The sequence below is a fragment of the Pedobacter cryoconitis genome (genome assembly GCF_003259615.1).
GTDB classification, from domain to species: domain Bacteria; phylum Bacteroidota; class Bacteroidia; order Sphingobacteriales; family Sphingobacteriaceae; genus Pedobacter; species Pedobacter cryoconitis.
In genome coordinates, this window is record NZ_QLLR01000018.1 from 36,384 (window position 1) to 49,861 (window position 13,478).

A 13,478-nucleotide genomic window follows, 5' to 3' on the forward strand; every position below is an offset into this window, starting at 1 on the left:
CTTTGCTTATCCTCCTGATCTCACACGGCTTTCTTCTTCAGATGATCCTTTAGAACGCTTACGTGCCCCTTTAATGGCGGTACTGCCAAATCTATAGCTGCAAGTTAAACGGAAAACCCTGGTTTCACTTTTCTCGTTCACTGAATAAATCTGAGACGGGATTTCACTGGTAATTCTGAATTTCTGTAAGTTGAAGACATCATTTGCAGCTAGTTTCAGACTCAGTTTTTTCTCCATAAATGATTTGCTGATCCCTAAATCAATACCGTAAATAGGTCTTACAGATAATGTTCCATCTACCTGAGCTGAGCGGTAAAAACCCGACAGTTCAAAATTTGTGGTACTGTTCAAAGTGATGGTCTGATTGCTATTAAAGTTGAAAGCTGTTTTACCTCCTTTATAAGGTACGCCCAAAAGATTTGGTGTACTGAATTCGTTATAAAAAATGGTCAGGTTATTATTCGTCGTCCACCATTTAAACAGGGTTAAAGGGGAATTGATATTCAGGCTGTATGATTTCTTTTGTGCAAGGTTCTGAGAAGAAATAAATAATGTTTTCTTTGCTGTATCGGAAACCAGTACCCTTGAAATAGCGTTATTGGTATGGCTGTAGCCAAGGGTAGCATTTATCGTTTTTTTATAAGAGTAGGAAATCTCAAACGAATTGGTGTACTGAGGATTCAGGAAGGGGTTTCCCATACTGTAAGTATATATATCTATGAAGTACACAAAAGGGTTTAAATCTTCATAATCTGGACGGTCAATTCTTCTGCTATAAGAAAAGCCAGCTTCATGATTTTTAGAAAGTACCCGGTTTACAAAAATACTGGGGAACAAATCAAAGTAATGGCGGTCAGAAATTTGTTGTTTGGAGACAGAGTTACCTTTAGAGTTTGTTTGTTCTGCTCTCAATCCCAATTGTACAGTTAATCCTTTAAATTCACGGTTCAGATTTACATAACCTGCGTTTATATTCTCATCATAGATGAAATGATCGCTGCGGGTAAGATCATTTTGCCAGTTATTATTCAGGAAATTTTCAAAAGAAGAGACATTATCGGTACTGACTTTACTGCTTTTCAATCCTGTCTCCAGTTTCATCTTTTTGTTGATAGGTAAAGTATAATCGACCTTTCCAGCCCATATTTTAACCAGTGACGGGGTCCTGTTTCTAAAGATGTATGGTGCTTTGGAAGGCTGACTATCAGCATTTAAATAGGTGTTATCATAATTGGAATTCTGTAATCCGCTATATCTTGAATAATCTGCATCAGCCGAAATCTCCTGGCCAACAGTATCAATAGTACCTTTGTAGTTCACATTATAAGTGATACCTGTATATTTATATTGATTTGGATTAGAGGCTACAACTGATGAATCTGTTTTAAATGGCTGACTTCCGATCAGGGTTACTACTTTGGTATCATTATTATCACCGGTAGCCCTGTAGCCGTTCACTGCTACGCCAATAGTATTTTTATCATTGATAAAATAATCTAAACCTGCCTTATAATTATAATTCTGTCTCTGCCCTACCTGCGCACTTGTCTGTCTGAAAAAGGTTTGGTCTGTTGCGGTATTATTTACACGATCTATATCAAGGTCATGGAATCTTTTGTTCTTCCCTAAATTAAATTCACCAAAAGCATTAAATTTTTTCTCTCTGTGGTTGAGTGATAATCCGCCGTTTGCTTTGTAATATCTGCCGTAACCTGCACCTGCTGTTAAGGAACCATTAGTCCCATAGTTCCGGTTTTTCTTCAGTTTAATATTAATAATCCCCGAGTTTCCGGCAGCATCATATTTAGCCGAAGGATTAGTGATCAATTCTATAGATTGTATTGCATTCCCTTCTGTAGCGCGTAAAAGATTTGCTAATTGTTCACTGGAAAGATAAGTAGGCTTGCCATCAAGCATAACTGTTACACCAGTTTTCCCTCTCAGACTAACTTTTCCGTCTTTATCAACGCTCACACCCGGTGCTTTTTCCAGGATTTCCAGCGCAGTATTACCTGCTGCCAAAACACTGTTTTCTACATTCAGTACTGTTTTATCAATCTGTCTTTCTATAAGGGGCTTACGGGCAACAATATTTACGCTATTCAGTTGTTTCGCAGAAGGAACCAATTCAACGTTATCAATGTTATAAGTTTTATGTGCTGTATTGATAGTATACGGACCTTTAAAGACTCTGTTATAACCTATCATATTAAAAGCGACAAGATATTGTCCTTCTGGTAAACGTTCAAAAAGATAAATTCCGTTATCATCTGTAATAGAGCCTTTAATCAGTGTTGAATCTTTGGCAGCTAATAAACTCACGGAAACGTAGGATTGGTTGATATGTTTCTCATCCAAAACTTTACCGCTAAGTTTACCAGTAACGTTATTAGTCTGAGAGTTTGCTGAGGAAAGTGTAAAAAGGCTGATTATGCAAGCCAAAATACCAGTGGTTAACTTTGTCATCTTTAAAGGTTATGTCTTTAAGATGACATTTTTGATAAAAGGTTACAGCAGTGTTTAAAATATTTAAAAAGGGTGATCAGCGCCCGGACATATTTTCTTTTGCCCGGCGCTGATCACCCTTATTTTTGCTGATTATGGATTAATAGCCACGATGCCAGTAACCTCCACCATAACCTCTGTGATGTCTGTATCCACGGTCCTGAACAATGCAGGAGCTTAATAGAGATGCTACTACTGCCAATAGCATTAGATTTCTAAATGTTTTCATCTTTGTGTGTTTTAGTTTTTAACCTATTTAATTTCATAACCTATAGCTATGACATGGATCGTGCTTAAAGGATTAATCGGAATAAGATTTCCGCAAGGTTACTTCTACCATATTACAGGCTGTATTTCAGTACATTATAATCATTTGATAATTTTGATTAGGCAGCAACAACTCTTGTAACTAAAGAAAACCATCTATCTCTCTAAAGCGAAATTCTTTTCTAAATTTCTTGCTGGGGTGCTAATTCTGTAAATTTATTAGTCTAAAGAATTGTCATTAAACATGAACAACATCCTGAAAATTGCAAGGATTGATGCGTATTCTATTACACCAAAGTATTTGCAGCTGATCAATTCAATCCTACAGGGAATTCAGTCCGGGCAGATCAAAAAAAATGATGTGCTTCCCTCTATCAATGAGTTTAGTTATGCGCTGGAAACTGCCAGAAGTACAGTAGAGCGTGCTTATAATGAACTCAAAAGAATGGGCTTGGTACAGTCTGTTGCTGGAAAGGGCTTTTTTATTGTCCACACCCAGTTTCAAAGACCGGTCAAAGTATTACTGCTCTTTAACAAGCTAAGTATACACAAGAAGATCATTTATGATGCTTTTGCAGCAACACTGGGAACTGAGGCAGCTATTGATTTTTATATCTATAATAATGATTTCAATGTGTTCAAGAAGCTGCTGCAGGATAAGGCAGACCATTATGCCAAATGTGTAATTATTCCTCATTTCTATGAAAATAAGGAAATGGGCTATAAATTGATTGATACAATCGCCAAAGAGAAGTTAATATTGATGGACAAACTGGCTGAAGGGGTGACGGGCGATTTTGGGGCTGTATATGAAAATTTTGAAGAGGATATTTTCTCTGCTTTGGAAAAGTTGATTGACAGGTTATCAAAGTATAATAAACTAAAAATAATCTTCCCCCAGAATTCCTATTATTCAAAAAAAATATTACTTGGTTTTCTACGTTTTTGTCAGCGTTATAATTATGACAATGAGATATTGAATGGCCTTGATTATCATGAGATTGAATCAGGATCAGTTTATATTAATTTAATCGAAGATGACCTGGTTATCTTGATTGAAAAAATTATTGGGGGTAATTACCAGATAGGAAAAGATATTGGCGTAATCTCTTATAATGAAACCCCTATCAAAAAAATCATTCTGGACGGAATTACTACGATTTCAACAGATTTTAAGATGATGGGAGAAAAAACTGCAGAGCTATTGCTTAGTAATTCATCGGAACACATCCAAATCCCTTTTAAAGTGACTTTAAGAAACTCTCTTTAATAAAATGGACAAATAACAATTAATCAATTGATTAGGTAGAAAGCAATAGATTACTGCTCATATTTTTCAATTATTTAATGATAAAAAAACAAAATAAATTTGCTTACTAAATATATTATTGTACTTTTGCAATCCCAACAACAACGAAGGTTATTTATAACTGGAATGTTGATCAAGTTCGGGGTGTAGCGTAGCCCGGTATCGCGCCTGCTTTGGGAGCAGGAGGTCGTAGGTTCGAATCCTGCCACCCCGACTTAAATTCAAAAAAAAGAGATCAAATGATCTCTTTTTTTATGCAATAATATTTGGATCAATGCCAAAAGTTGGATCAAGCGGAATTCTTGGATCAATACCAAAACTTGTGGGGCTGAATTAAATTAGGCGTAAATCTGAGATAGTCTGTACAAGAAAAATTCGATATTTCTCACCCCCCTGAATTGGGATCTAAAAGCTTTGAGTTTGGCATTGAAAGCTTCGGCAGAAGCATTGGTAGATCTGTTGTCGAAATAATTCAAGATCGTTTGATAGTGATTTTCAATGGATCAAGCAAAAAAGCCGTCAAGTCATAAACTTGTGGAGCAGGCTCTTTTTTAAGCATAAATTTTTGACACGCTAAACAGAAAGTCTTTGATTTCACGAATGCTCTTATGCCTCTGGAAGTTGCGCTGAAAGCTTTCAATTTGCATGGGAATGACTCAGCCGAAACAAGGCCGGGCTGTTAGTAAATAAATTCAAAATAGCTTAATAATAGATCTATATCGGCCGGGTACTGTCCGGGTACTCGTTAGGGTAAGTCCAGGGTAAGAGTACCCTGAGTCCATGGCAAGTCCAAGTCAAAACAACTAGTTGAAACTACATGGACTTGCCATGCTTAAAGCCTGTTCTCAACCTGGTGTCATCCCGACCACCACTCAGGCACAACCAAATCGTAACCGGATGAAGATTAATGAAATTATAATTTTCCCTTTGACTAACCCATGGACAACTGCGGACAATTGCAGACAGCTGCGGACAATTGCGGACATTTTTTACGCATCAGGATAATCTTTAACGCGAATAGCTTACATTGGTGATACTAAAACTGCCATTAATCAACTTTTTCTACCTCAAGTATCTACACCCAACTGATTTAAATTAATTAATGAACCCATCATGAGCAGCAGAGCACCAACCGGAATCAACAAAACCGGGTAGCACATGATAGCTTCATCACCATTAGACCATGATTACTCTTGAACAACCATTAAAAACTTAAACACTACAAAAAAAACAAAAATTTATACTGATGAAAAAATCGTTAAATATCATTGCCTTACTATCATTGTTTTTCCAAATGGCTTCCTGTCAATCGTCCAATTGGAAATTAAAATATGATTACATAAGCGACTACCAGGAAGATGGGCTGATTTCAGTAGGAAAAAAAATTGGAAAGGATAACAATAAAGAATTCAGATATGGTTTTGTGTCTCCTGAAGGAATAGAAAAAATTCCTTTAAAATATGAACAAGGCGCTAATTTCTTTGAGGAAAGAGCAGCTGCGGTTATCAATGATAAACATGGATTTATTGATACAAAAGGACAAATTATTGTCCCTATTATATATGATTATGCTGGAAGATTTAAAAACGGAATGGCCGATGTTAAATTAAAAGGTAAGTCTGGTTTTGTAAATAAATCTGGAGTTGTAGTAATTCCAATAAAATATGATCATGTATCTGATTTTGATGAAAATGGAATTTCACAAGTTGGAACTATAATTAGTGTTATTGGAAATCAAAATATTAATAAGTATGGCTTGATTAATAAGAAAGGAGATGAAGTGGCTCCGATAAAGTTCGATAATATCGGAATATTCCATAATAATAAATTGCCCGCTATTGCTGTAATAAAAAACAATAATAAATGTGGTTTAATCAATACACAGGGAGAAGTGTTGATTCCATTAAAATATGATGAAATTGAAATATACGACTACCTGCAATCACAAAACTTAATTATTGTAAAACTTGATAATAAATATGGACTGACCAATACTAATGGGCTGGAAATTACCCCTGTAAAATATGATTACATTAAAGATATTGACGAAGGTAAGATTGAAGTTTATGAAAAAGGTGAAACATTTTATATCAATAAAGATGGTAAAAAAGTTAAATAAAATTTGATGTATACTTCAAGACTATAAAACTATTTCTGCCTGTAACAAGAAGATAGAATATCAATGTACTAAACAAGAGGTAAATCATCTTGCCAAAAACCCTCTAAATATCACGTTTAGAGGGTTTTTAATCATTTTAACATCAAGAGTTATTGAAAGGATTGTATGAATCACACAAGTAAGCCGTGTGCGTCGGGAGTGTAAAGTGAACTGTGTCAACACCACTTCTTCCTAGGTGGAGGCGATCAGCCTCCACCTAGGAAGAAGTCGCCGAAGGCTTTTAATCTATCACCAAATTTAATATGGAGTTGCGACATTGTCAAGCCCCAGTTCCACATCGGCATCGTCCATTTTTTAGAAAAGTCCCTGTAGGCTAGATACACGAGTTTTAATAGTGATTGATCTGAAGTGAAAGCCCCCTTTGTTTTGGTGATTTTACGGATCTGTCTGTGCATTCCTTCAATTGCATTTGTCGTGTAAATCACCTTTCTGATTTCTGCGGAATATTCGAAATAAGTTGAAAGGTTCGTCCAATTATCTAACCAGCTCTTAATTGATAACGGATACTTCTTACCCCACTTATCTTCGAATTCCAGGAGCTTCTCATATCCTTGTTCTTGATTAACGGCTTTATACACAGGCTTAAGATCAGCAACGACTGCCTTTTTATCTTTCTCTGGCACATAACGTAGACTGGTGCGGATCTGGTGAACAATGCATAACTGAACCTGAGTTTTTGGAAATACAGCAGCGATAGCTTCAGGAAAACCTTTCAATCCGTCGATGCAGGCGACCAGGATGTCATCCACACCACGCTGTTTCAAGTCTGTGAGTACTGATAGCCAGAATTTGGCACCTTCATTTTCTGATAAGTACACACCTATTAAGTCCTTCCTTCCGTCTCGATTTACGCCCAGAATATTATAAACCGCACGGGATTCAACAACGCCACTTTCGCGCACTTTATAATGCATGCAATCCAGAAATACAAAAGGATAGACCGCTTCCAATGGTCGGCTCCGCCATTCATTCATTGCCGGAATAATCCTATCTGTAATGTTGGATATCTCTGTGGCAGAAATATCCATAGCATACATTTCCTTTACATAATCAGAAATATTGCGGGTACTCATTCCACGTGCGTACATCGCTATTACGTTGTCTTCCAGTTCCTCTGTAATGATTAACTGGCGTTTAGCGACAATTTTTGGTTCAAATGTACCGTTGCGATCCCGCGTGCTTTCCAGTTCAAATTCTCCGGACTGCAAACTGCGGACATTTTTCTTAGTCCTTCCATTACGTCGGTTGGGATCATCAGTAGCCTTGCTCTCCTGGAGATGGTTATCCAGCTCTCCCTCGAGCATGGACTCCAATAAATGCTTTAACATTGGGGCGAAAACACCATCGGTGCCACCCATCTTCTTGCCTTGATAAAGGCCTTCCATTGCTTCATTTTTGAAGCGCTCAAAATCGAATGGTTCTTTATTTTTCATCGTGTCCTAAGTATCACTAAATTACTTATTTTAACTCTAAATTTTTAGAGTTGACACAGTTCACTTTACAGTCTCTGTGCGTCATAAAACAGCCGGCTCTTAAATAGGTTTAATGGTCTTGTTTGCCCCTTTTTGGGGTTTTAGTCACGTTTGGGATGAAAACCAAATAATCGTAACCTTTTATAATTCTTTCCAGCTCTAAATTCTCTACTTTAAGCTTCTTTTTAGAGATCGCTTGTTTTAAGGGCCTTAAATCATAGGCATACCAATTGTCATCTTTTACGACGGTTAAGAAAGATTTATATTCATCCAAATCAGCCAATGTTTCACCTTCTTCCTTTCCGATGAGCATAATGTGTAATGACTTCCGGTAATTTGCCTCTTCAATATTGGAAACCAGGTTGCCAATATCGAATACTTCCATTAAACTCTCTCCTTTAGGCAGGTGATTAGCACCAAATTTGAAAAGATTCTTCTTGTCTTTCCATTCAGGGAGTTTTTCAAGAACCAGGTGTTTCATGTATTGAATTCTTAAACGATGAATCCGATTTAAATATAATTCCCTGCTTAATTTTAGTGCTTCAAGTTGCTCTTTCTCGTTGGCTGATAAATTCAGGGCGCTCAATGTGTTCATTTTTGCCAGACAATCGTCAGAGAACAAATAGAATGTGGTGTTGTTTTTTGTGTCATAAGCAGCAGAATTAGCGATCATCTGCTTATAAATTTCTTTTGCTTTAGCATTTTTGGATTGTTTACTCAATTCCGAAAGCAGTAACCGGTCTGAAAATAAACTAATTTGTTCAGCTCCATATACTTTGATATTCTGCTGAAGTATGTTTTTGAATAAATCAAACTCAGCTTCACCTTGTAAAAAAGATAAAGCTGAACCTGATTCATTACGGAATTTGTCCAGTTCAGCAGGGGACAAAGATTTAATTTTTGTTGATATTGTGTTGATTGTATATGGGTCAATTTCCATAATATAGTTGTCAAACTTAATATTATTGATAATCGCGTTTGTGAAGTAAGGGACTTCACTCGTGAAATGTAACTCGCCTAATAACACAGAATTGTTTTTGCCGATTTCATCCTGTAGGGTATTCCATCCTTTACCTTCGAAAGCGTTGTTATTGTTTTTTTTAAAGGTGGAGTAGTTTTTTTGAATTAAACTATCCATTAATGTGGTTTGTGCGTAACTGAAATTGGCAATAAACAGGGTTAGAATTAGTAGTTTGGTTTTCTTCATTTATTTTTTTTTAGAAAGATACAATAAATTGGATTTATCACCTAAATGGTTCAATAATATACCTCCAGGTATTGTTTCTCTAAAAGATCTTCAACTTACGATCCATTACTGCGGTTTCGAACAGTGCATACTTATTAGTCATTTTTATCACTTGATATTAAAATCAAGGAGAGTGTGACTTATTCGGTGCCCGCTTGTAATTGTTACTTCAGACCATTCAATTTAACCCATGAGCGTATAGTCTCTGTAATTTCGTGTTTACGCTCCAAAGGTACCCAATGGCCCGAAGGCTGGTCGATCACAGTAAGATTTGAGCAGGCTGCTTTCATAGGATTTCCAACTTTACTCAAATTAATATTCGAAAATGGTTCATATTCATCATTGACAAATAGAACGGGCAGGCTCAGCTTGCCATTATTTAGCGCAGTTTTAGCGTAAGCAATATTGGCATCATCGTTCAGATAATAGGAATTGCATGGACGGAAGCCTGTTTTTTTGAATGCAGCAACCAAGGCATCGAAGTCAGGTTTCGGCCATAATGTATAATCGGGCTCCGTGGCAGGTGCCCGGTGCGCAGTGCCATAACGTCCGCCATCAGCGGTCACTAATGCTGAGGGCGACAATTTTCCGGCTGAAGCAGGAACACCCTTCGTAAAGATAGATGCAAGTGTTGCCGGCACATCAGCGTCCATGTCGCTCACGGCCTGGTCAAAATTGGTCAGGTAGAAACGCCAGTAGTCCCATTGCCCGTCCGGATATTTATTGGCGGGGTAAAGGGCCCGGTCAACCAGCGGTATCAAGTTTGGCAATGCCCAGCCATTTGGTAAATAAGGTACAGACATAAGTACTACCCCCCGGCTGATCTTAGGGTAATGTGCAGCAAGGGACCCGGCTACAACACTTCCCCAATCGTGCCCGACCCAAATTGCTGCTTTACCGCCCAGGTGAGCGTCGAGTTCTGCCATGTCATCAACGATTTCTTTGATAGCATAAGCTCCTTTTGCAGTGGGTACTGATGAATCACCGAAACCGCGCAGGTCAGGTGCGATACATCGCCATCCTTCGGAGGCAAAGGCTTCCATTTGTGCACGCCACACTAATCCAATCTCTGGCCACCCGTGAACGAAGATCATCAATGGGCCGTTGCCTGGCCCGGCTTCCCAATAATGTGTTGTAGTGCGCTTTGAGGTAAATGTATGCGAAATTAATACTGGTTCTTTTTGCTTTGAATTTAGCCTTTGATCGTTGTTTGGAGCAGCGTCTGCTTCAAGACTTAAAATACTGATGAGCATGCACGCCGCAAAGGCAGCCCCTGCTTTAATAAAATTCCTTCGTAAACTCATGGTGATACCGTTTAATTGTTTTTTATCTGGCTATTAATTTTTAATTTCTTTTCATTCAAAGTAGTTTTTGAATTATTGCTCTGGCCGATTGTAAATCATCTGCCTGTTTAAATATGGAGGCTGCTACTATACCTCCATCCAGCATCATGAATATCAGATCGGTCAATTCTTTATCCGTTAAAAGCTTTTGATGTCCTGAATTAATCACCAGCTCAGCTATAAAATCCTTAAAATGCTGCTTTGCCTTCTGGATCTCTGCTAATACCCGTTCGTCACTCATCCCGGCTTCGTCATTTGCTTTTATAAAGCGACAGCCGCTATACCCATTCTTTAGCTGACGTTCACGGTGATAGTCAATGAGCGTTAATAATTTTTCCCTGGGGTCGGCTACTTTGTTGACGTAGTCTCCAAGGTTATCAAACCAGCGCTCATGTGTGCGCTGCAGGTAAGCCAGTAACAGATCAGTTTTTGATTCGAAATGTTTATATAAAGATGCTTTGGCAATGTCAGCCTCTTCGATCACCTGGTTGATTCCTGTCACATTATATCCCTGTTTAAAAAAAAGTCTTTCTGCTGTATCCAGAATTTTATCAACGATTACTTGTCCTCTCTGCTTGATCATACAGTAAAAGTATATATTAAATAGACAAGTCTGTATATTTAATATAATAAATAACATTAAATTAGAATATAGTTTATTGATAATCAACGATAAAAAAAATAACCCGGACATTAAATTGAGGCAATGCGTATTTAATAATAATGTTCCCTATTCTGCTCCCTGATTTGATTTTTATTTGATATACAATTAACAATCAATATTTTAAGAGTTGAGTTAAGCATCCTGCCACCCGAGTTTAATTCATAAAAAAAGAGATCAAATGATCTCTTTTTTTATGAATTAAAGTTTCTAAACCTGCTTAGAAGTGATTTTAAAAAATCCGAACTTCTTTCGTGACCTGATAATGAGTTAAGTTATGGAGCAGGATATGATTCACGATCAGGCAAATCAAATTCTTCGTCGTAAGGTTGCATACCTGCACCATTGTTGTATAATGCTACACGTTTTACACCAGTTGCTGTGCTACCACCAGTTCCATTAATAACGTTTTGTATATTACCCGGACCAGCAAAACGAGTGGTACACATTTTTTCGAGTTTTACATTCGGGCTATTAGGTATTTCAAACCCATTTTTCTTATTCACCTTCCCATCAGTTCCTGTGATAACTGCGTAAGAACCCATTCCTATACTATGATGTTCTTTCACAGTATTAGCTACCTTGAATGCCGCATAGCCATCTACCTTACCTCCCTGACTGCTCCAGCTTGCTTGATTTGGAGCGTCGTACGGTGGTTCATTTTGGAAGAAATAGGTTCTACCACGTTCTCCCAGCCATAACACTTCATATTCCTGATAGTGTTCAGCAAACAGCCCATAAAGTGTAACATCATTGCCAGTCACGATAAGCCCGTTTTTACATCTATCTCTTATCCAACGTGCATCACCGCCACGTTGAGAACCATGATCGGCACGCCATAGCCAGAAATGGTCGCCCACCACATTGCTGCTGTTTATTTGCATAGAAGTATGTATCTGAATATTTTTTGATTGAACCCCGCCTACTCTGCAAGTGATGTCTGTGAGCAAGATAGGATTTGCAGCATGGCTTGCATTTGCTCCTTCTTCACCAATTCTAATTTGATAAGTTGTACTATTAAATGAATCCATCAAAAGTCCGGCAATTATAATTCCATCCTTGTCGTCTGCATAGATACATCCCCAGGTATTTTTCTCAGCAGACTCCAGCGTTACCGAAGCTATACCAGCACCCAGAAGTATGGCATCCTTTCTATTCACTTGAATAGGAGCATTTAATGAATAATGTCCTGGTGTGAAAAATATATTCCTGCCAGCTTTTAGCGCAGTATTGATTTCTACATCGGTATCGCCTTCTTTGGCAATATACCAGCCGGTAAGCAAATCTTGAACTTTGCCTTCCCCCATATCTGTTGACGACCAGGAAACTCCCACTCTATCCTTTTGCCATGCTGGAACAAATACTTTGTATTCGCCATCATTATCTATAAAAAGGAAAGGTTTTTCTCTGATAATAGGTGTAGCAGGAATTGGAGAGTTGGCATTATCTGCTTGTGGAGGATTGACGCAACCTTGCCAAACCATATTATAGGAACCACCCATAGCTCCGGAACCTGAAGGGAAAATAGCATTTCTGGTGTACCATTGTTGCTGTCCTCCCCAGTTTGGTCTGGATGATGTATAATGCGTGTCGGCAATAAAACCACCGCTACCCCAAAAGTTAGTGTTTCCAACATCTGAAATATATTTCGAAGTGCTTTCAATCAGCATTCTTCGCGCACTGGTTGATTGAGAAACTGTCCAGGCAAAATCCCGCATCACAGCTACATTTTCCATAGAACGCCAAAATGTACACGTAGCGTTTGCTCCACCCGAAAGGTGAGGTCTGGTGAATACAGAACCCAATTTAACATCTGCTGGCACTTTACCTAAACCTCCAATGTGGGAATAAAACCCTAATTCTATGGAGTTAGCCGCTGCCGATGAAGCAGAACCTGCCCCACCTGAATCGTAAGTTTGACCATCAACATTTGCTTTGAAATAATATGCCTGACGTTTGGTAGTCCACTCGCCATTTGATCCGCTTAGACCAATAGAACTAAATTGCGAATTAATTTCATTCCGTGCAGTTTCTGCTTTTTCGTGTTTTCTATCGTAGAAATACATATTGCTACCGAAAATCTGCCCCTCTAGCGAAAGTATTATTGTTATAGCGTTACGCGTAATTTTATAATAGTTTTCATACTTATCTGCATTTGGCTTATTATCTGTAAACGTCAATTTTGAAGTCGAGCCTAATGAAACAAAATCTGATGCCAAACGACTGCCGCCTCTGGTGATTATATAATTTCCTGAAGAACCAAATGCTGGCCAGGATAACGTTAAGTTATGTTTCGTCTTATTGTAAACAATCTTGCTCTCCATCTTATTCTCCTGTTTTCTTTCATCAGATGGATAAGATATTACAAAACTGGATAGCGTCAATATAAATGCAAATGCTACAAATACAGCTATTAAATTTTTACGCATAGGATATTCTTTTTTCCATGATTAATCTATTTCAATTTCTTCAATTGCAAGCAAACTTGACTGCAAA

11 protein-coding genes and 1 tRNA gene are annotated in these 13,478 nt (G+C 37.9%); 4 read left to right on the plus strand and 8 right to left on the minus strand.

Going from position 1 to position 13,478, the window contains the following annotated elements; genetic code table 11:
- Positions 1-6: 6 nt before the first annotated feature.
- Positions 7-2,466, minus strand: a complete 2,460-nt coding sequence (locus LY11_RS16490) for an outer membrane beta-barrel protein (RefSeq protein WP_111634751.1) — start codon at positions 2,464-2,466, stop codon at positions 7-9.
- A 139-nt stretch (positions 2,467-2,605) separates the two neighbouring features.
- Positions 2,606-2,734 carry a hypothetical protein gene (locus tag LY11_RS27190; protein ID WP_262510932.1) on the minus strand — a complete coding sequence of 43 codons (129 nt, stop codon included), beginning with the start codon at positions 2,732-2,734 and terminating at the stop codon, positions 2,606-2,608.
- Between the two features lie 282 nt (positions 2,735-3,016).
- On the opposite strand from LY11_RS27190, the gene LY11_RS16495 reads away from it, so the two are divergent.
- Together LY11_RS16495 and LY11_RS16500 are read left to right on the plus strand one after the other, a co-directional pair.
- Positions 3,017-4,042, plus strand: a complete 1,026-nt coding sequence (locus LY11_RS16495; RefSeq protein ID WP_111634752.1) for a GntR family transcriptional regulator — start codon at positions 3,017-3,019, stop codon at positions 4,040-4,042.
- A gap of 179 nt (positions 4,043-4,221) precedes the next feature.
- Positions 4,222-4,295, plus strand: a tRNA-Pro gene (locus LY11_RS16500).
- 124 nt (positions 4,296-4,419) lie between these two features.
- Here LY11_RS16500 and LY11_RS16505 read toward each other — a convergent pair.
- Positions 4,420-4,581 carry a transposase gene (locus tag LY11_RS16505; RefSeq protein ID WP_111634753.1) on the minus strand — a complete coding sequence of 54 codons (162 nt, stop codon included), beginning with the start codon at positions 4,579-4,581 and terminating at the stop codon, positions 4,420-4,422.
- A gap of 307 nt (positions 4,582-4,888) precedes the next feature.
- Between LY11_RS16505 and LY11_RS26520 the strand changes: the two genes are divergently transcribed.
- Together LY11_RS26520 and LY11_RS16510 are read left to right on the plus strand one after the other, a co-directional pair.
- On the plus strand, positions 4,889-5,086 hold the full coding sequence (locus LY11_RS26520; protein WP_146610861.1) for a hypothetical protein: 198 nt from the start codon (positions 4,889-4,891) through the stop codon (positions 5,084-5,086).
- A gap of 241 nt (positions 5,087-5,327) precedes the next feature.
- Entirely contained in the window at positions 5,328-6,200 is an 873-nt protein-coding gene (locus LY11_RS16510; RefSeq protein ID WP_111634754.1) for a WG repeat-containing protein, read from the plus strand.
- A 245-nt stretch (positions 6,201-6,445) separates the two neighbouring features.
- Here the strand turns inward: LY11_RS16510 and LY11_RS16515 are convergent, their stop codons facing one another.
- From LY11_RS16515 to LY11_RS16535, 5 genes are all read right to left on the minus strand, one after another.
- Positions 6,446-7,693 (minus strand): IS256 family transposase, encoded by a 1,248-nt coding sequence (locus tag LY11_RS16515; protein ID WP_111634755.1) that lies wholly within the window; start codon positions 7,691-7,693, stop codon positions 6,446-6,448.
- A 109-nt stretch (positions 7,694-7,802) separates the two neighbouring features.
- Positions 7,803-8,939: a hypothetical protein gene (locus LY11_RS16520; protein ID WP_111634756.1), complete on the minus strand. Its 1,137-nt coding sequence runs from the start codon at positions 8,937-8,939 to the stop codon at positions 7,803-7,805.
- Between the two features lie 203 nt (positions 8,940-9,142).
- Positions 9,143-10,282 (minus strand): alpha/beta hydrolase, encoded by a 1,140-nt coding sequence (locus LY11_RS16525; protein WP_211321582.1) that lies wholly within the window; start codon positions 10,280-10,282, stop codon positions 9,143-9,145.
- 55 nt (positions 10,283-10,337) lie between these two features.
- Positions 10,338-10,904, minus strand: coding sequence for a TetR/AcrR family transcriptional regulator (locus LY11_RS16530; protein WP_111634758.1), 567 nt, complete (start codon positions 10,902-10,904; stop codon positions 10,338-10,340).
- A gap of 353 nt (positions 10,905-11,257) precedes the next feature.
- Positions 11,258-13,411 (minus strand): hypothetical protein, encoded by a 2,154-nt coding sequence (locus LY11_RS16535; protein ID WP_111634759.1) that lies wholly within the window; start codon positions 13,409-13,411, stop codon positions 11,258-11,260.
- Positions 13,412-13,478 lie beyond the last annotated feature (67 nt).

What these genes read in the sequence shown, in the direction of transcription:
- LY11_RS16490 (WP_111634751.1), bottom strand. Translation starts at nt 2,466, where the DNA reads ATGACAAAGTTAACCACTGGTATTTTGGCTTGCATAATCAGCCTTTTT.
- LY11_RS27190 (WP_262510932.1), bottom strand. Translation starts at nt 2,734, where the DNA reads ATGAAAACATTTAGAAATCTAATGCTATTGGCAGTAGTAGCATCTCTA.
- LY11_RS16495 (WP_111634752.1), top strand. Translation starts at nt 3,017, where the DNA reads ATGAACAACATCCTGAAAATTGCAAGGATTGATGCGTATTCTATTACA.
- LY11_RS16510 (WP_111634754.1), top strand. Translation starts at nt 5,328, where the DNA reads ATGAAAAAATCGTTAAATATCATTGCCTTACTATCATTGTTTTTCCAA.
- LY11_RS16515 (WP_111634755.1), bottom strand. Translation starts at nt 7,693, where the DNA reads ATGAAAAATAAAGAACCATTCGATTTTGAGCGCTTCAAAAATGAAGCA.
- LY11_RS16520 (WP_111634756.1), bottom strand. Translation starts at nt 8,939, where the DNA reads ATGAAGAAAACCAAACTACTAATTCTAACCCTGTTTATTGCCAATTTC.
- LY11_RS16525 (WP_211321582.1), bottom strand. Translation starts at nt 10,282, where the DNA reads ATGAGTTTACGAAGGAATTTTATTAAAGCAGGGGCTGCCTTTGCGGCG.
- LY11_RS16530 (WP_111634758.1), bottom strand. Translation starts at nt 10,904, where the DNA reads ATGATCAAGCAGAGAGGACAAGTAATCGTTGATAAAATTCTGGATACA.
- LY11_RS16535 (WP_111634759.1), bottom strand. Translation starts at nt 13,411, where the DNA reads ATGCGTAAAAATTTAATAGCTGTATTTGTAGCATTTGCATTTATATTG.